Source organism: Telluria sp. ZT3P26 (assembly GCF_059686035.1).
Map to the genome: position 1 here is coordinate 1,711,379 of NZ_JCASII010000001.1, position 16,524 is coordinate 1,727,902.

Annotated in this window: 19 protein-coding genes; 13 read left to right on the plus strand and 6 right to left on the minus strand. The window is 64.0% G+C overall.

Annotated elements, in window-relative coordinates; genetic code table 11:
• The first annotated feature begins 8 nt into the window (after positions 1-8).
• The 7 genes from AC56LN_RS07550 to AC56LN_RS07580 all read left to right on the plus strand — a co-directional run bounded on the left by AC56LN_RS07550 (position 9) and on the right by AC56LN_RS07580 (position 5,360).
• On the plus strand, positions 9-1,202 hold the full coding sequence (locus tag AC56LN_RS07550; protein WP_499570713.1) for a beta-ketoacyl-ACP synthase: 1,194 nt from the start codon (positions 9-11) through the stop codon (positions 1,200-1,202).
• Positions 1,199-1,663, plus strand: coding sequence for a hotdog family protein (locus tag AC56LN_RS07555; RefSeq protein ID WP_499570714.1), 465 nt, complete (start codon positions 1,199-1,201; stop codon positions 1,661-1,663). Before AC56LN_RS07550 ends, AC56LN_RS07555 begins: the two co-directional genes overlap by 4 nt.
• Positions 1,653-2,387, plus strand: coding sequence for a 3-oxoacyl-ACP reductase FabG (fabG, locus tag AC56LN_RS07560; protein WP_499570715.1), 735 nt, complete (start codon positions 1,653-1,655; stop codon positions 2,385-2,387). The genes AC56LN_RS07555 and fabG overlap by 11 nt, the downstream gene beginning before the upstream one ends.
• Complete coding sequence (locus tag AC56LN_RS07565) at positions 2,384-3,607, plus strand: beta-ketoacyl-ACP synthase (protein ID WP_499570716.1); 1,224 nt, start codon at positions 2,384-2,386, stop codon at positions 3,605-3,607. Before fabG ends, AC56LN_RS07565 begins: the two co-directional genes overlap by 4 nt.
• Positions 3,608-3,637: 30 nt before the next feature.
• The gene (locus AC56LN_RS07570) at positions 3,638-4,225 is read left to right on the plus strand and encodes a hypothetical protein (protein WP_499570717.1); all 588 of its coding nucleotides are present in this window, start codon (positions 3,638-3,640) and stop codon (positions 4,223-4,225) included.
• Positions 4,226-4,296: 71 nt separating this feature from the next.
• Positions 4,297-4,734 (plus strand): excinuclease ATPase subunit, encoded by a 438-nt coding sequence (locus tag AC56LN_RS07575; protein ID WP_499570718.1) that lies wholly within the window; start codon positions 4,297-4,299, stop codon positions 4,732-4,734.
• A gap of 14 nt (positions 4,735-4,748) precedes the next feature.
• On the plus strand, positions 4,749-5,360 hold the full coding sequence (locus AC56LN_RS07580) for a 4'-phosphopantetheinyl transferase family protein (RefSeq protein WP_499570719.1): 612 nt from the start codon (positions 4,749-4,751) through the stop codon (positions 5,358-5,360).
• A gap of 6 nt (positions 5,361-5,366) precedes the next feature.
• Here AC56LN_RS07580 and AC56LN_RS07585 read toward each other — a convergent pair whose 3' ends face one another.
• Positions 5,367-5,924 (minus strand): LuxR C-terminal-related transcriptional regulator, encoded by a 558-nt coding sequence (locus tag AC56LN_RS07585; RefSeq protein ID WP_499570794.1) that lies wholly within the window; start codon positions 5,922-5,924, stop codon positions 5,367-5,369.
• A gap of 129 nt (positions 5,925-6,053) precedes the next feature.
• Between AC56LN_RS07585 and AC56LN_RS07590 the strand changes: the two genes are divergently transcribed.
• Together AC56LN_RS07590 and AC56LN_RS07595 are read left to right on the plus strand one after the other, a co-directional pair.
• Positions 6,054-6,749 (plus strand): CoA transferase subunit A, encoded by a 696-nt coding sequence (locus AC56LN_RS07590; RefSeq protein ID WP_482899161.1) that lies wholly within the window; start codon positions 6,054-6,056, stop codon positions 6,747-6,749.
• Between the two features lie 34 nt (positions 6,750-6,783).
• Positions 6,784-7,434 (plus strand): 3-oxoacid CoA-transferase subunit B, encoded by a 651-nt coding sequence (locus AC56LN_RS07595; RefSeq protein ID WP_499570720.1) that lies wholly within the window; start codon positions 6,784-6,786, stop codon positions 7,432-7,434.
• Between the two features lie 57 nt (positions 7,435-7,491).
• Here AC56LN_RS07595 and AC56LN_RS07600 read toward each other — a convergent pair whose 3' ends face one another.
• The 5 genes from AC56LN_RS07600 to AC56LN_RS07620 form a co-directional block, all read right to left on the minus strand.
• The gene (locus AC56LN_RS07600; protein ID WP_499570721.1) at positions 7,492-7,872 is read right to left on the minus strand and encodes an energy transducer TonB; all 381 of its coding nucleotides are present in this window, start codon (positions 7,870-7,872) and stop codon (positions 7,492-7,494) included.
• Positions 7,873-7,881: 9 nt separating this feature from the next.
• Positions 7,882-9,153: a M56 family metallopeptidase gene (locus AC56LN_RS07605; protein WP_499570722.1), complete on the minus strand. Its 1,272-nt coding sequence runs from the start codon at positions 9,151-9,153 to the stop codon at positions 7,882-7,884.
• A complete protein-coding gene (locus AC56LN_RS07610; protein ID WP_499570723.1) occupies positions 9,150-9,536 on the minus strand; it encodes a BlaI/MecI/CopY family transcriptional regulator in 387 nt (128 codons plus the stop codon). Before AC56LN_RS07610 ends, AC56LN_RS07605 begins: the two co-directional genes overlap by 4 nt.
• 169 nt (positions 9,537-9,705) lie before the next feature.
• The gene (locus AC56LN_RS07615; protein WP_499570724.1) at positions 9,706-11,007 is read right to left on the minus strand and encodes a dicarboxylate/amino acid:cation symporter; all 1,302 of its coding nucleotides are present in this window, start codon (positions 11,005-11,007) and stop codon (positions 9,706-9,708) included.
• 163 nt (positions 11,008-11,170) lie between these two features.
• Positions 11,171-11,953 (minus strand): 3-hydroxybutyrate dehydrogenase, encoded by a 783-nt coding sequence (locus AC56LN_RS07620; RefSeq protein WP_499570725.1) that lies wholly within the window; start codon positions 11,951-11,953, stop codon positions 11,171-11,173.
• A 149-nt stretch (positions 11,954-12,102) separates the two neighbouring features.
• Here AC56LN_RS07620 and AC56LN_RS07625 point away from each other — a divergent pair, with 149 nt between their 5' ends.
• The 4 genes from AC56LN_RS07625 to AC56LN_RS07640 all read left to right on the plus strand — a co-directional run bounded on the left by AC56LN_RS07625 (position 12,103) and on the right by AC56LN_RS07640 (position 16,517).
• Positions 12,103-12,990, plus strand: coding sequence for an alpha/beta fold hydrolase (locus AC56LN_RS07625; protein ID WP_499570726.1), 888 nt, complete (start codon positions 12,103-12,105; stop codon positions 12,988-12,990).
• 41 nt (positions 12,991-13,031) lie between these two features.
• Positions 13,032-13,382 (plus strand): RidA family protein, encoded by a 351-nt coding sequence (locus AC56LN_RS07630; protein WP_183553092.1) that lies wholly within the window; start codon positions 13,032-13,034, stop codon positions 13,380-13,382.
• A 4-nt stretch (positions 13,383-13,386) separates the two neighbouring features.
• A complete protein-coding gene (locus AC56LN_RS07635) occupies positions 13,387-15,627 on the plus strand; it encodes a RelA/SpoT family protein (RefSeq protein ID WP_499570727.1) in 2,241 nt (746 codons plus the stop codon).
• Positions 15,628-15,710: 83 nt separating this feature from the next.
• Positions 15,711-16,517, plus strand: a complete 807-nt coding sequence (locus AC56LN_RS07640) for an MlaE family ABC transporter permease (RefSeq protein WP_499570728.1) — start codon at positions 15,711-15,713, stop codon at positions 16,515-16,517.
• Positions 16,518-16,524 lie beyond the last annotated feature (7 nt).

A 16,524-nucleotide genomic window follows, 5' to 3' on the forward strand; every position in this document is an offset into this window, starting at 1 on the left:
GCGTCGCCATGCCCCAACCGACAACTTTCCTGAACGACTGCGCGCTGGTATGCGCGCTGGGCCACGAGCGCGCTGCGGTCACGCAACGCCTGCTGGTGGATGGCGTCAGCGGCCTGACGGTGTCGGACGCCTGGTCGATCGGGCGGCCATTGCCATTAGGACGTGTATCGGGTGCGCTACCGTCCCTTGATCACTTGCCGCTGCGCCTGCGCAGTCGCAACAACCAGCTTGCGCTGGCGGCTCTGGCACAGATACGACCGGCGCTCGATGCGGCGATCACGCAGTATGGTGCAACGCGCGTGGGCGTCGTCCTCGGCACCAGTACATCAGGCGTCAGTGCAGCCGAAACGGCGCTGGCCACGGAGTTGCATACCGGCGCGTTGCCGGCCGATTTCCACTACGGCCAGCAAGAGATGGGATCGTGCGCCGACGTCGTGGCACGCGAATTGGGCGTCAGTGGCCCTGCTTATGTGCATTCGAGCGCCTGCTCGTCGAGCGCCAAGGCACTGGCCAGCGCCGCGCGTCTGATCCGCATGGGCCTGTGCGACGCCGTCGTCACGGGCGGTGTCGATACCTTGTGCGGTTTCACGGTCGCCGGATTTTCAGCCCTTGAATCGGTCAGCGGCGCGCGCTGCAATCCCCTGAGCGCGAATCGCAACGGGGTCAACCTGGGTGAGGCGGCGGCCTTGTTCCTGATGAGCCGCTCGCCGGCGACCGTGGCGCTGTGCGGCTGGGGCGAGTCGTCCGATGGCCACCATATGTCGGCGCCAGACCCGGAAGGCGGCGGCGCGCGTATCGCGATGACCGAGGCACTGCGACGCGCCGGCATCGACGCCGGGGCCATCGATTACATCAATCTGCATGGCACAGCCACGCCGCAGAACGACGCCATGGAGTCGCGCGCAGTCGCGGCGCTGTTTGGCGTGCAGGTCGCAGTCAGCTCGACCAAGCCACTCACCGGCCACACGCTGGGCGCGGCCGGTGCGGTCGAAGCCGCGTTCTGCTGGCTGGCGATGCAGGACGAAAATCCCGAGGGCTGCCTTCCGCCGCATCTGTGGGATGGCGTCCCTGATCCTGCGCTGCCGGTACTCAACGTCGTGGCGCCGGGCGCGCGTCTTGGCCGCCCGATCCGCTACGCGCTCAGCAATTCATTCGCGTTCGGCGGCTCGAACGCATCGCTGGTGTTCGGGAGGGTTGCATGACGCTGCCGGCTATCCAGGAACTGGTGCCGCACAGCGGCGCCATGTCGCTATTGGGCCGCCTGCTTGCGGCCGATAACGAGAACCTGAGCGCAGAAGTCGTGATCGGGGCGCACAGCCTGTTCTGCACTGATGGCGCGGTTGGCGCCTGGGTAGGCGTCGAATACATGGCGCAGGCAGTCGCCGCGCACGCCGGCTACCTGGCGCGCCAGCTCGGTGAGCCGGTGCAGTTGGGCTTTTTGCTTGGCACCCGCCGTTACGTGTGCAGCATGCCGGCTTTTCCGGCCGGTAGCGTACTGCACATCCACGTGCAGCGCGCGCTGCAGGGCGACAACGGCATGGGCGCATTTGATTGTCGCATTCTTGATGCCAACGGTGGCGTGGAGCTGGCCAGTGCCACGATCACCGTGTTTCAACCCCATAATGTGGAAACGTTTTTGCAACGGAGTCTGAATGAGCAGTAACCCGAAAACAGTGCTGGTGACAGGGTCGTCACGTGGCATCGGCAAGGCGATCGCACTGCGCCTTGCACGCGACGGTTTTGCAGTCGTTGTGCACTGCCGCGACCGGCGTGCCGATGCGGATGCGGTGGCCGACCAGATCGTGGCTGCTGGGGGCGCCGCGCGCGTGCTGCAGTTCGACATCGGCGAGCGCGACGCTACCGCTGCAGCACTGCTGGCTGACATCGAGGCGCACGGCTGCTATTACGGGGTCGTCGCCAACGCCGGCGTCGCGCGCGATACGGCGTTTCCGGCCATGACCGGGGAAGAGTGGGACATCGTCCTGGGCACGAACCTCGATGGGTTCTTCAACGTGCTCAACCCGCTCGTGATGCCGATGGTTCAGCGCCGCAAGCCGGGCCGCATCGTGACGATGGCGTCGGTTTCGGGCCTGATTGGCAATCGCGGGCAGGTCAACTACAGCGCGGCCAAGGCGGGAATCATCGGCGCAACAAAAGCGCTCGCACTCGAACTCGCCAAGCGCGACATCACGGTCAACTGTGTCGCGCCAGGCCTGATCGACACCGAGATGCTTGGTGGCGTACCGATCGACGAGGCATTGAAGATGGTGCCGGCGCGCCGCGTTGGCCGCCCTGAAGAAGTCGCAGCGGCGGTCAGTTACCTGATGTCCGAAGACGCTGGCTATGTTACGCGGCAGGTGCTGTCCGTGAACGGAGGGCTGGCATGAGCTGTCGTGTCGTCGTCACCGGCATGGCCGGCATCAGCCCCCTTGGCAACGACTGGCCGACGGTGCGCGCACGGTTGGGCGAATACCGCAATGCCATCGTGCGCATGCCCGAGTGGGCCAATTACGAGGGGCTCAATACGCAACTGGGCGCGCCCGCTGCGCCGTTCACGCTGCCGAAGCACTACGACCGCAAAGCCACGCGCAGCATGGGCCGGGTTGCACTGCTGGCTACGCGCGTAAGCGAACTGGCGCTGCAGGATGCGGGCCTGCTTGACCATCCGCTGCTCACGAGCGGGCAGATGGGGGTGTCGTTCGGCTCGTCGGCCGGCACGCCGAGCGCGATCGGTGACTTCGGTCGCATGATGGAGGAACGCACGACTCGCGGCATCAACGCGACGACTTACATCAAGATGATGGCGCACACTGCGCCGGTGAATATTGGCGTGTTCTTCGGCGTGACGGGCCGCGTGATCACCACGTCGTCGGCATGCACGTCGGGCAGTCAGGGCATCGGCTATGCCTACGAGGCGATCAAGAGTGGGCGGCAGTTGGCCATGATCGCCGGCGGGGCCGAAGAACTCGATGCGACCGAGGCGGCGGTGTTCGATACGCTGTTTGCCACCAGCACGCGCAACGATGCGCCGCAGACCAGCCCGCGACCGTTCGACCGGGCGCGCGATGGGCTGGTGATCGGCGAGGGTGCGGGGTGCCTGATCCTGGAAGAACGCGAGCACGCGCTGGCACGCGGCGCGACCATCTACGCAGAACTGGTGGGTTTCGGCACCAACAGCGATGGCACCCATGTCACGCAACCCAACGCGGCCACCATGCAGGTGGCGATGGCGTTGAGCCTGTCGGATGCCGGCTTGACGCCAGATGCGATCGGTTACGTCAATGCGCATGGCACCGCGACATCGCATGGCGACCTGGCAGAAAGTCTGGCAACCAGCGCGCTGTTCGGAGCACGCATGCCGATCAGTTCACTCAAGAGCTATATGGGTCATACGCTCGGCGCCTGCGGCGCACTGGAGGCGTGGATCAGCATCGAGATGATGCGCGAAGGCTGGTTCGCGCCAACGGTGAACCTGCATGACGTCGATCCTGAATGCGGCGCACTCGACTACATCAGGGGAGAAGGTCGCAAGCTCGATTGCGAATACGTGATGTCCAATAATTTTGCTTTCGGCGGCATCAACACGTCGCTGATTTTCAAAAGGTAGTCCCCACCAAAACCTACAACAGGAATTCCCATGAAAGTCACCCGCCGTACGATCCTCGCCGTCGCCCTCGTCACTGCCGTGCCACTGCTGCACGGTTGTGCCACCAAAATCAAGGCGTCGTCGCTGACCAATCCAGCGCCGATGCACGCTTTCTCGAACTACAGCCGGATTGAGGTCAAGCCGGTAATGTTCGCTGCAGGTTACAAGGGCAACGATGCTGCGCTGAGCAAGATTGCTGCGAACTTCACGAAGGAATTGGCGCCGTCACTGGCGAAATGGAATGGCGTACCACGCAATGGCACCACACTGACGGTGGAGCCGGTCGTGGAACAGATCTCGTTCAAGAGCAGTACCAAACGCGTATTCCTCGGCCCGTTCGCGGGCAGTTCGGGTGTCCTGATGCGCGTTACGTACCGCGACCAGAACGGCAAGGTCATCGCCGAGCCGCAGTTCTTCCAGCGTGCCGGCGCAATGAGCGGTGGCTTCACGCTCGGTGTCCAGGACAACCTGATGCTGTTCCGGGTGGCCAAGCTGGCCAGCAGCTACACGATCGACAATTACGAGCGTGCGGTCGGCGGCCCGACGGGCGCTGACGACGGCGCGGTGGCAGCCAATTAATGTTCTCCACGGGTAGCGCACGATCCCCGTGCGTTACCTGCCACCCCATCCATTCTGGTATCGAGAAACACATGAAAAAAAGTATCCTGACCATCGCAGCTGCCATGTTGCTGACCACTTTGCCGGTCCAGGCAGCCGACTCCGTCCACTTCCTTCCGATCGAGGTCGCGCTGAACGACAACAATGCCAAAGCCCGGCTCGGTGATGAGATCAAGTTTTACTTCGGCGATCAGCCGACCCCGGAAATCGCGCGGCGCCTGGGTTCCGACAAGACCAGCCAGAAGACCAACGCCTTCGGCAAGGCGTTCGAGACATCGTGCAACTGGGTCTTCCTGTCAGCCATGATGCGCCTGCAGACGCGGGCCAGGGAACTGGGTGCCGATGCGGTCGTCAATATCGTGAGCAACTACAAGAATGTCGAGCGCTCGAGCAAGACCGAATTCGAGTGCCATGAAGGCGCGATCATGAGCGGCGTTGCGCTCAAGGCCGACTTCGTCAAATTGAAATAAACGACACCATCATCGTGGCGCCTGGCGCGGATCTGCTGGTCTGGTTGGTCGATGCGGATGAGGTCGGTGACGATCTGTTCGCCGCGTGCGCGGCCTGGCTGGGTGAATCCGAGCGGGCACGCTGTGCCAGGTTTGTGCGACCGGAGCGCAGGCGCCAGTTCATTGTCGGACGCGCATTGCTGCGACTGGCGCTGGGCCGGCTGCTGGCATGCGCACCAGAGACAATCCCATTGCTCGAGCGGCCCGGTCAGGCACCCGCATTGCTTGCATGCGCTGATATCGGCTTCAGTATCTCGCACAGCGGCCGTTGGGTAGCGTGCGCAGCCGCTACTGGCGTCGCGCTCGGCATCGATATCGAGCGTATCGACCGCACGCGCGACGTGGCATCGATGGCGCAGCACGCTTTTGATGCACACGACACAGCGCTTGTACTGGCATGCTCGCCGGAACAGCGTCACGCCATGTTTTACAGGCTGTGGTGTCGGCATGAGGCGGTCATCAAGCTCGGCAGTTCGGCAGCCGTGGCGCATGCGTGGGAACGTGATGGTCTGGCCGGCGCGCTGGCATGCAGCATGCCTCTGACATCGATGCCCGTTCCTGCCCAGGTAAAACTGGGTGACCTGTGACAGCGCCTAGCCGGCACCCACCAGCTTGTGCACCAGCTCCACCGACGTCGATGCCGCAAACTTGCGCATCAGGCTGGCGCGGTGCATTTCGACCGTGCGCGGGCTGAGGTCGGTTTCGCGCGCGATCACCTTGCTGGTCTTGCCCTCGACCAGCAGCGCGGCGATTTCGCGCTCGCGCGGCGTCAGCTGCGCCGTCACGGGGCGCTTCTCGCTCACATCCTCGAAGATCCAGACGCCCGCGCCCAGCGGCTCGAGCGGGGACAGCGCACGTCCCGTCACGTGGCACCAGAACAGCTCGCCATTGGCGCGGCGCATGATGCGCTCGTCGGAGTAGCGTCCCTTCGCATTCATGATGGGAATGATGCGGTCGCCCGTGCGCAAAAATTCGTCCATCGTCGGATACAGCACCGAGAACGACGAGCCCGTGAGGTGCCCGGCCGCATAGCCGAACATCGCCGCCAGCGCGCCGTTGCAGGCCTGAATCACCCGGTCGCGCGAGATGCACATGCCGACGGGCGCGTGCTGGAAAATCATCTCGTAGTCAATCGTGTGCAGCAGGTTCATGTGAGGCGGGTCAGGGGGGCGTTCGTTGGCGTGGACGTGGGGCGGCATGGCGGTAGTTCTACGGTATTGTGCATGGGCTGCCGGTATTCTATGCTGAGACGGGTTCTCAAACTTATAAAAGGGACAGGTATGAATAAAGTGTATCCAGACGCGCGCTCGGCACTCGACGGTGTCGTGCAGGACGGCCAGACCATCGCCGTGGGCGGGTTTGGCCTGTGCGGTATTCCGGAAGCCCTGATCGCGGCATTGCGCGATTCGGGTGTCCAGCATCTCACCGCCATCTCCAACAACGCGGGCGTCGATGGCTTCGGCCTGGGCCAGTTGCTCGAGACACGCCAGATCAAGAAAATGATCGCGTCGTACGTCGGCGAAAACAAGGAGTTTGCACGCCAGTTCCTGGCCGGCGAACTCGAACTCGAATTCACGCCGCAAGGCACGCTGGCCGAGAAGCTGCGCGCCGGCGGCGCCGGCATTCCGGCGTTCTTCACCAAGACCGGCTACGGCACCATCGTCGCCGAAGGCAAGGAAACGCGCGAATTCAATGGCGAGCATTATGTGATGGAGCATGCGCTGTTCCCGGATGTGTCGCTGGTCAAGGCCTATATGGCCGACCGCTCGGGTAACCTCGTGTTTCGCAAGACCGCCCGCAACTTCAACCCCAACGTCGCCACGGCCGGCAAGATCTGCATCGTCGAAGTCGAAAAGCTGGTCGAGACCGGCGAGATCGATCCCGACCACGTGCACACCCCGGGCATCTTCGTGCACCGCATCGTCCACAACCCGTCGCCCGAAAAGCGCATCGAGCAGCGCACCGTGCGCACCTGAGCTTTCATTCGACGACAGAAACGGAGACAACAACATGGCATGGACTCGTGATGAAATGGCCGCCCGCGCGGCGCTGGAACTGCAAGACGGCTTCTACGTGAACCTGGGCATTGGCTTGCCAACCCTGGTGGCAAACTATGTACCGAAGGATATCGAGGTTTCGCTGCAATCCGAAAACGGCCTGCTCGGCATCGGCCCGTTCCCGGCGGACGATGCGGTCGACGCCGACCTGATCAACGCTGGCAAGCAGACCGTGACGGCGCTGCCCGGCTCGGCCTACTTCAGCTCGGCCGATTCGTTCGGCATGATCCGCGGCGGCAAGATCAACCTGGCCATCCTGGGGGCGATGCAGGTCTCGGAAGAAGGCGACCTGGCCAACTGGATGATTCCGGGGAAAATGGTCAAGGGCATGGGCGGTGCGATGGACCTGGTGGCCGGCGTCAAGCGCGTGGTCGTGGTGATGGAGCATGTCGCCACCGCCAAGGATGGTTCCACCAGCCACAAGCTGCTGAAGAAGTGCGATCTGCCATTGACCGGTGTCGGTGTGGTCGACCGCATCATCACCGACCTGGGCGTGGTCGACGTGACAGCCACCGGCCTGAAGCTGGTCGAGCTGGCGCCCGGCGTGAGTGTGGACGAGATCGTCGCCGCCACTGGCTGCGAGCTCGACACGTCGGCCGTCTGAGACGCAACCAGCGGGAAATGACGGGCGCCGCGGGTCGGCGCCCTTGTCATTCTGCCTTTATGGCAGCGTCCACACGTACTGTACCGGCACCCAGGCTGCTACCGGCTTGCCCTTGGCCATGGCCGGCTTGAAGATGCACAACGCCAGGGCAGCACGCGCTGCCTCGTCAAGCGACGCGTCGCCACTCGACTTGTACAGTCGCGTATTGAGCACCTTGCCGTCCGACCCGATCAGAAAGCCGATGGTCGAGGTCCCCTCGATCTTGTTTGCCAGCGCTTGCGGCGGGTAAACCGGCCGGCTGCACGACGTGATGTCAGGCCCGCCTTTCGAGGCCGGCACAGCCGTGAACTCCGTCGGGGCGGGCGGCGTCTGCGCGCAGCCGCCAAGTACGCCCATCAGGCTCAGGGCGGCGATCGATGTAAGGGTATGTTTCCACATGGTGCGTCCTCAGCTCGCGACCCACACATACTGCACTTCGGTCCACTGTTCCTTCGGCGCGCCATTCACCGTGCCCGGCTGGAAGGTGCATTTGGCGATGGCGGCGCGCGCCGTTTCGTCAAGCGACCCGTTGCCGCTGGTCTTGCGCACGACGGCTTCGCGCACCTTGCCGTCAGCCTTGACCAGCATCCCCAGCGTCACCGTGCCTTCGATCTTGGCCGCCAGCGCATCGGCCGGGTACACGGGCCTTGCGCACGTATTGAATTTTGCAATCGGCGACGTCGTGTCGTTGTCCGGCATGGCGGCGAACGGGTTGACCGGCGCCGTGCTCGTGCAGCCGGCCAGGGCGGCCAGGGCCAGGCCAAGTATCGGAAGCGCGGCTTTCCAGTTCAGGGCCTGGGTGTCGGGACGAACGAGTTGTTTGATGCGTTGCATGAGATTGCCTCCATTGGCCGCCTGGGCCAGATGCTGGGTTGAAAACTGGTGTCGTTCCAGTTCGGATAGCGCAAGCGCCAGGCGCCGCGGTTCGCCCAGTTGTCTTGCTGCGATGGTGTCGGCAACCAGTTCCCGTTCGGCGCGGATGCGTCCCGAGATCCACCAGATTGCCGGGTGATAAAAGAGCAGCGCCTCGACCACGTTCTGCAGCAGGTTGACGAGGTAGTCGTGACGCCGGATATGGGCCAGTTCGTGCGCCAGCAGTGCTTCAAGCAGGTGGGGCGGCATGCCGGACACGAGCGATGCCGGTACCAGCACCACCGGCCGCCACCAGCCGAAGGTGACGGGGCTGCCCAGGCCCGCGACGATCCGCAACCGCACCGTCCGTGCAATGCCGGCGGCCTGCGCCATCTGGTCGAGCCGGGCTTGCCAGGCTGGTTCGCACGCCTCGGCCGCTGCGGCGCGGTGCAACCACAGCAACCCTGCGATCATCCGCAATGCGAGCACAAGAGCGCAGACGCCCCACGTGCCGACGATCCAGCCCAGGCTGCGTTCGAACACGGTGCGCCAGCTGTCGTCGAGCGGACTGGCAATCAGCCCGCTGGCAAAGGCCGCCATTGGCTGGGCGGACAGATCCTGCGTGCCGGCCAGGCGCGCGGCCAGTTCGGCCGCGGGCCAGAGCAGGCACAGCAACAGCCCGGTGCAGGCGACGGCATACCGGTGCCCGGCACGCGCATTGCGCAACAGGCTCATGGCCAGCGCTACGGAGCAGCCGATCAGCGCGCCTTGCCAGATGAATTCGACGAGTGTCCAGCCAATGCTGGCGACCAGGTGGGCGGCGGTCATTGGCCGTCCCCGTCCTTCAGCAGTTGTTCGATCTCGGCCCGTTCCTTTTTCGAGATCCCGCTCTTGAGCGCCGCCAGCACGAGCGCCTTGGCCGAGCCAGCGAAGGCGCGCTGCATCAGGTCGTTGAGCAGATTGCCCTGCAGCGCATCGCGCGCGTGGACCGGGCTGTAGATGTGCGAGCGTTCACGCTCGTCGCGGTCCAGCAAGCCTTTGGCGTGCATGACCTGCATCAGCCGCAGCACCGTCGCGTAGGTCACGTCGGGCCGTTGCGGCAGCATTGCCTCATGCACCTGCTTGGCGGTGGCAGCGCCTAGCGGCCACAGCACTTGTAGCAGGTCGAGTTCGGCAGGCGTGGGCTTGGGCGCGTCAGGGGTGTGCGGCATGGCTTCCTCAGATCGGCAAGATATTTCTAGATTATCTTGTCTAGATCGAGTTGTCTACGAAGATTTGCGCAGTCGCACTGCAGGCAGCTTCGTTCATGGGAAATGCTGAGTGCCAAAAAAAAGCCGCACCCCGTAAGGTACGGCTTTTCGGCTAGTTACATTGCTCTCGTTACGCTGCTTCGCGCACGGCCTTCATCGTGGTCTGGTCTTCGACGATCACGCGGTTATGCAGGACATCGTCCATGCGCTTGATGTCGAGTTCGTTTTCCCATTTCGACACGACGACCGTGGCGACACCGTTGCCGATGAAGTTGGTCAGCGCGCGCGCTTCGCTCATGAAGCGGTCGATGCCCAGGATCAGCGCCATGCCGGCCACCGGAATCGTCGGCACCACTGCCAGCGTCGCGGCCAGCGTGATGAAACCGGCGCCGGTAATGCCCGATGCGCCTTTCGAGGTCAGCATCGCCACCAGCAGGATGGTCAGTTCCTGGGTCAGCGTCAGGTCGGTGTTGGTTGCTTGCGCCACGAACAGGGCTGCCATCGTCATGTAGATGTTGGTGCCGTCCAGGTTGAACGAGTAACCGGTTGGCACGACCAGGCCGACGACCGGCTTGGCGCAGCCCAGGTTTTCCAGCTTGCGCATCAGGCTTGGCAGCGCGCTTTCCGACGACGACGTACCCAGCACGATCAGCAGTTCTTCCTTGATGTAGCGGATGAACTTGAAGATCGAGAAGCCGGTGAAGCGGGCGATTGCGCCCAGCACGATGAAGATGAACAGGGCGCAGGTCAGGTAGAACGAGCCCATCAGCTTGGCCAGCGGCAGCAGCGACGCGATGCCGTACTTGCCGATCGTGAACGCCATCGCGCCGAACGCGCCCAGCGGAGCGACCTTCATGATGATGTTGACGATGCCGAAGATGACGTGCGAGATGTCGTCGATGAACTTGGTCACCGGACGGCCGCGCTCGCCCATCATCGACAGCGCGAAACCGAACAGGATCGCCACCAGCAGCACTTGCAGGATGTTACCCGTCGCAAACGCATCCACGAACGTCGTCGGGATGATGTGCATGATGAACTCGGTCGTGGTCTGGGCATGCGCATTGGTCGTGTATTGCGCAATCGAGCTCGAATCGAGGGTCGCCGGATCGACATTGAAGCCTGCGCCCGGCTTGGCGACGTTGGCCACGACCAGGCCGATGGCCAGGGCGAAGGTCGAGACGACTTCGAAGTACAGCAGCGCCTTGCCGCCGACGCGGCCGATCTTCTTCATGTCCTGCATGCCGGCGATACCGGCGACGACGGTGCAGAAGATCACGGGGGCGATGATCATCTTGATCAGTTTGATGAAGCCGTCTCCCAGTGGCTTCATCGCGGTGCCTACCTCTGGGTAAAATACGCCCAGCAACACGCCAAGAACAATGGCGAACAGTACCTGGACGTACAGGATTTTATAAAACGGCTTCTTCATGGCAACTCTTCAACGAGGTTGGTAGTGATGCCATGGTGGCGCAATCAGCCGGTGCAAGCTATTGTGGAAATCCGCATGCTGCACTGCAGCAGTGCAGCGTGGAAATTTTCGCACTGGCAGTGTGCACGACCGGACCGACGGCCCGGTCGCGAGGAGAGAATTGTTACTGAGCGGCCCAGCCGCCGTCCATATTCCAGGCCACGCCGCGCACCTGGTTTGCCGCCGGGCTGCAGAAGAACACGGCCAGCGCGCCCAGCTCATCGGGCGTGACGAATTCGCCGGAGGGCTGTTTTTCGAGCAGCAGCGCCTTGCGCGCGGCGTCGTTGTCGAGCCCTTCGCGTGCAGCGCGGTCGTCCACCTGTTTCTGGACGAGCGGCGTCAGCACGAAGCCGGGGCAGATCGCATTGCAGGTGACGCCCGTCTGCGCCGTTTCCAGTGCGGTGACCTTGGTCAGGCCGACCAGCCCGTGTTTGGCGGCGACATAGGCCGACTTCTGGCTCGAACCCACCAGGCCATGGACCGAGGCCAGGTTGATGATGCGGCCCCAGTTCTTCTGCTTCATGCCGGGCAGCGCGAGGCGCGTCGTGTGGAACGCCGAGCTCAGGTTGATGGCGATGATCGCATCCCAGCGCTCTGCCGGAAAATCCTCGAGCGCCGCGACGTGCTGGATGCCGGCGTTGTTGACGAGGATGTCGACGCCGCCGAATTTGTCGCTGGCATACTGCATCAGTGCGGCGATCTCGGCCGGCTTGGACATGTCGGCATTGTGGTACGCGGTCTGCACGCCGAACTCGGCGCCGATATCGGTGTAGAGTTTTTCGATCTGCTGCGCGTCGCCGAAGCCGTTGAACACGATATTGGCTCCCTGTTCGGCCAGCGAACGTGCGATGCCCAGGCCGATGCCCGAGGTCGATCCGGTGACGAGAGCCGTTTTACCGTTTAGCATGGTCGATGTCATTGTGTCCTCATGGGTAAATGCCCGTTGGCGAGCGTATGGGGGGAACTCCCTCAGAATTGGTAGAATTCTAACCGTAACGCCTCCCGCGCGCGAAAGCAGCCAGGCGCCTTTCATGATTTTCTTATTCCGGAGTCGCAATGTCCGAGCCCAGATTCAAGAGCGTCCAGTGCATGTCGCCTGCCGGGTTGCACCGCGTCGCGTACAAGGAATGGGGCGCGGCGGACAATCCGAAGGTGCTCGTGTGCGTGCACGGCGTGACCCGCGTCGGGGATGATTTTGACCATTTGGCGCGGGCGCTGTGCGACACCTGGCGCGTCGTGTGCCCGGATATCGTCGGGCGCGGCCGCTCCGACCGGTTGCGTGATCCGTCCGGCTACCAGGTGGCGCAATACGTGGCCGACATGGTCACGCTGATTGCCCGCGTGACTGCCGGAACCGACAAGGAGGATGTCGCCTGGTTCGGCACCTCGATGGGCGGCCTGATCGGCATGTCGCTCGCGGCACTGGAACACTCGCCGGTCTCGCGGCTCGTGATCAACGATATCGGCCCGGCGCTCGGCGGCGAGGCGCTGCAGCGCATCGGCGAGTACATCGGCCAGGACGTGCGCTTCCCGAGCTTTGCCGCGGGCGCGGACTACATCAAGGCCGTCTCGGGCACGTTCGGGCCGCATGCCGACGACGAGTGGCACAAGCTGGCCAGCGATGTGCTGCGCCAGGACGCCGACGGCCAGTGGCGCCGTCACTACGACCTGAACCTGGCGGAGCCATTTCGCAGCATGACGGTGCAGCGCGCGGCCGAGGACGAAGCGGCGCTGTGGGCAGCCTGGGATGCGATCACGTGTCCCACGCTGCTGGTGCGTGGCGAACAGTCTGACCTGCTCTCGCGCGCCACGGCGCAGCAGATGACGACACGCGGGCCGCATGCGCGCCTGGTCGAAATACCCGGCGTGGGCCATGCGCCGACGTTCGTGCACGCCGACCAGATTGCCATTGCCCGCGATTTTTTAACCGGCACGGGATCATGACGATCCGGCCTGAATCAACCTTTATCGAACAGAAAGACATCATGGAAATCAAACGACTGCACGTAGGCAAGCGACTGTCCGAAGTCGCCATCCACAACGAGACCGTGTACCTGGCTGGCCAGATCGCCGAAGACACGACCCAGGGCATCGATGGCCAGATGCGCGAAGTGCTGGGCCACGTCGACCGTCTGCTGGGCGAGGCCGGCAGCGACAAATCGTGCATCCTGTCGTGCAATATCTTCATCTCGGACATGGACAACTTCCCGGGCATGAACGACGTCTGGGACGAGTGGGTCGCCCAGGGCCACACGCCGCCGCGCGCCACCGTCGAAGCGAAGCTGGCCAACCCGGCCTGCCTGGTCGAGGTGTGCGTCATCGCCGCACTGCGCTGAGCGCATGGTCTCCACCGCACTGTTAGGGGATGCCAAGACCGGCCTGGTACAGGGCCTGAGCCCTGAGGACTGTGTGCGCGTGCACGGCGCGCTCGAGTACGCGCTGGGCGCCTATGGCACGCGCCTGGCCGGCTCGGGCCAGAGCGCGTTCGAATTCTCGCTCGGCGCCGCCGGTACGCTGGCGTACCTGAATACCGATGCCGAAACCCGCATCGCCGGCTTGGTGTTCGAGCTGGCGCTGATGGATCCGGCCGTGTTCAGCGATCTGGAAGAACGCTTCGGCGCCGGCGTCGTCGCGCTCGTGCAGGGCGTGCATCAGCTGATCCGCCTGCGCGACCTGACCGCCGGCGGCGCGCCCGTGGGCAGCGGCAAGAACGCCGCCCAGCAGGCGGCGGCGCAAAACGAGACGCTGCGCAAGATGCTGCTGGCGATGGCCACCGACATGCGCGTGGTGCTGATGCGCCTGGCCTCGTGCGCGGCCACGCTGCGCCACTTCGCCGAACACAAGCGGTTCGACGATGTCACGCGCGCGTATGGGCGCGAGGTGCTGGACTTCTATGCGCCGCTGGCTAACCGCCTCGGCATCTGGCAACTGAAGTGGGAACTGGAAGACCTGGCGTTTCGCTTCATCGAACCCGATACCTACAAGCGCATCGCCAAGATGCTCGAAGAAAAGCGCATGTCGCGCGAAAGCTTCGTCGCCTCGTCGATCGAGCGCCTGCAAAGCGAGCTGGCAGCGGCGTCGATTCCGGCCGACGTGTCGGGCCGGCCGAAGCACATCTACAGCATCTGGAGCAAGATGCGCGGCAAGGAGCTCGATTTCACCGAGCTGTATGACGTGCGCGCGTTTCGCGTGATCGTCCCCGACATCAAGACCTGCTACACGGTGCTGGGCGTGATCCACAATATCTGGACGCCGGTGCCGAAGGAATTCGACGACTATATCTCGCGCCCGAAGCCCAATGGCTACCGCTCGCTGCACACGGTGGTGATGGCCGAAGACGGGCGGCCGCTCGAAGTGCAGATCCGCACGCAGGAGATGCACAACTTTGCCGAATACGGCATCGCCGCGCACTGGCGCTATAAAGAAGAAGGGGGCTCGAACTTCAAGAGCCAGCAATACGACGAAAAGATCGCGTGGCTGCGCCAGCTGCTGGCCTGGAAGACCGACGTCTCGGACGCCGTGTCGGGCCAGGAAGAACTGCAGCGCGAGTGGGTCGAAAAGCTCAAGGCCACGACGCTCGACGACCGCATCTTCGTGCTGACGCCGCAGGCGCGCGTGCTCGAACTGCCGGTGGGCGCCACGCCGATCGACTTTGCGTACCACCTGCACAGCGATGTCGGCCACCGCTGCCGCGGCGCGCGCATCGATGGCGTGATGGTGCCGCTCAATACGCAACTGAAAAACGGCCAGACCTGCGAGATCATCACGGCCAAAGGCTCCAGTGGCAACCAGGGGCCGTCGCGCGACTGGCTCAGTCCCGGCTACGCGGTCAGCAGCCGCACGCGCTCCAAGATCCGCGCCTGGTTCCATGCGCTGGACCAGGCCGAAACGCTGGCCCATGGCCGCGCGCTCGTCGAAAAGTCGCTCCAGCGCGAAGGCAAGACGGCCGTCAACCTGGAACTGCTTGCGCAGAAGCTGGGCTTTGCCAAGGTGGACGAACTGTTCATCGAAGTGGGCAAGGACAAGTTCAGCCTGCGCCATGTGGAAGCGGCGCTGCACGATGGCGATGAGCCGCCACCGGTCGAGGAGCCCAAGTTCGACAACAAGAGCCGCGCTTCGAGCGTGGAGCAGGGCGCCAAGTCGGGCGTGCTGGTGCTGGGCACCGAGGGGCTGATGACCTTGCTGGCCAAGTGCTGCAAGCCGGCGCCGCCGGACCCGATCATCGGCTTCGTCACGCGCGGCAAGGGTGTCTCGATCCACCGCCTGACCTGCAAGAACTTCTCCGAGATGCAGGCCAAGTCACCGGAACGCGTCATCCAGACCGAATGGGGCTCAGCGGGAACCGAGACGGTCTACCCGATCGACCTGTTCATCCTGGCGCAGGACCGGCAAGGGCTGCTGCGCGATATCTCCGAGGTCTTCTCGCGCGAGAAGATTAATGTGATCGGCGTGAACACGCAAAGCGCCAAGGGGCAGGCGCGCATGATCTTCACGGCCGAAATCGGGTCGACGGCGCAGGCGCAGAAAGCGCTGGCGGCGATCATGGAAGTGGGCGGCGTGATGGAGGCGAAGCGGCAGTAGTGTCAAGCCCCTGCGCGGCGAGGTGACGTAATCATTTGTCACCGGGCCGCGCAGCCTGCCGCAACCGCAGTATCATTCAGCCCATGCCGCGCTCGCTTCCTTCCATTGCCCATCCCGAACTCTGGTTCGCGCACGTCAAACGCTATCTGCGCAGCTGGTGGTACATGATCCATCTGGGCGCTGTGGCCATCGTGCTGGCATTCTCGCCGTCCACCTGGCAGCGCGAGCGCTTCCACGCCACCGCGCGCCACATCCATGCCAGCACCTGGCAGGTGCTGCCCTGGTTCACGCTGGCCGCGTGCCTGGTCAGCCTCGTCATCATCCGCATCGTGCTGGTCACGGCCAAGAGCTACGGCTTGTCCGGCTTTGCGCTCGAGATGGTGGTGCGGGTGCTGGTGCTTGAACTGATTCCGCTGTGCGCGGCGCTGTTCGTCGCGCTGCGCGCCAGCATGGCGTTCGACGCGTCGGCCCTCGGCCTTGCGCGTCGCGCGCTGCCTGCGCGTGGCGCCAGTGATGATGCGCTGCGCCGCATGCGCAGCGACCTGGTGCCGCAGTTGATCGCCAATGCGGTGTCGGTGCTGACGCTGGCGCTGGTCACGTCCATCGTCGTGCTGCTGCTGGCCTACCTGAACGTCTACGGCGTGTCGCCGTGGGGCCTGGGCGACTACACCCGCACGGTGGGCCGCGTGTTTGCGCCAACCGTCACGGCCGGCTTCGTGCTCAAGACGGTGCTGTTCGGCCTGGCCGTGGCGCTGATTCCGACGGCGGCCATCCTCGAATTGCAGCGCTACCCGCGCCGTCTGGTCTCGACCGTGCAGCCGGGCGCCCTGCGCCTGCTGTTCGTGCTGATCGTGATCGAAGCGGCCTCGCTTGCACTGAAATACATCTGATTGACAG

Bases quoted from the DNA above. Each gene is read 5' to 3' on its own strand.
- AC56LN_RS07595 (WP_499570720.1), top strand. From the start codon at position 6,784: ATGGCATGGACTCGTGATGAAATGGCCGCCCGCGCGGCGCTGGAACTG.
- AC56LN_RS07635 (WP_499570727.1), top strand. From the start codon at position 13,387: ATGGTCTCCACCGCACTGTTAGGGGATGCCAAGACCGGCCTGGTACAG.
- AC56LN_RS07550 (WP_499570713.1), top strand. From the start codon at position 9: ATGCCCCAACCGACAACTTTCCTGAACGACTGCGCGCTGGTATGCGCG.
- AC56LN_RS07590 (WP_482899161.1), top strand. From the start codon at position 6,054: ATGAATAAAGTGTATCCAGACGCGCGCTCGGCACTCGACGGTGTCGTG.
- AC56LN_RS07555 (WP_499570714.1), top strand. From the start codon at position 1,199: ATGACGCTGCCGGCTATCCAGGAACTGGTGCCGCACAGCGGCGCCATG.
- AC56LN_RS07620 (WP_499570725.1), bottom strand. From the start codon at position 11,953: ATGCTAAACGGTAAAACGGCTCTCGTCACCGGATCGACCTCGGGCATC.
- AC56LN_RS07630 (WP_183553092.1), top strand. From the start codon at position 13,032: ATGGAAATCAAACGACTGCACGTAGGCAAGCGACTGTCCGAAGTCGCC.
- AC56LN_RS07585 (WP_499570794.1), bottom strand. From the start codon at position 5,924: ATGAACCTGCTGCACACGATTGACTACGAGATGATTTTCCAGCACGCG.
- AC56LN_RS07570 (WP_499570717.1), top strand. From the start codon at position 3,638: ATGAAAGTCACCCGCCGTACGATCCTCGCCGTCGCCCTCGTCACTGCC.
- fabG (WP_499570715.1), top strand. From the start codon at position 1,653: ATGAGCAGTAACCCGAAAACAGTGCTGGTGACAGGGTCGTCACGTGGC.
- AC56LN_RS07610 (WP_499570723.1), bottom strand. From the start codon at position 9,536: ATGCCGCACACCCCTGACGCGCCCAAGCCCACGCCTGCCGAACTCGAC.
- AC56LN_RS07615 (WP_499570724.1), bottom strand. From the start codon at position 11,007: ATGAAGAAGCCGTTTTATAAAATCCTGTACGTCCAGGTACTGTTCGCC.
- AC56LN_RS07605 (WP_499570722.1), bottom strand. From the start codon at position 9,153: ATGACCGCCGCCCACCTGGTCGCCAGCATTGGCTGGACACTCGTCGAA.
- AC56LN_RS07600 (WP_499570721.1), bottom strand. From the start codon at position 7,872: ATGTGGAAACATACCCTTACATCGATCGCCGCCCTGAGCCTGATGGGC.
- AC56LN_RS07640 (WP_499570728.1), top strand. From the start codon at position 15,711: ATGCCGCGCTCGCTTCCTTCCATTGCCCATCCCGAACTCTGGTTCGCG.
- AC56LN_RS07575 (WP_499570718.1), top strand. From the start codon at position 4,297: ATGAAAAAAAGTATCCTGACCATCGCAGCTGCCATGTTGCTGACCACT.
- AC56LN_RS07565 (WP_499570716.1), top strand. From the start codon at position 2,384: ATGAGCTGTCGTGTCGTCGTCACCGGCATGGCCGGCATCAGCCCCCTT.
- AC56LN_RS07625 (WP_499570726.1), top strand. From the start codon at position 12,103: ATGTCCGAGCCCAGATTCAAGAGCGTCCAGTGCATGTCGCCTGCCGGG.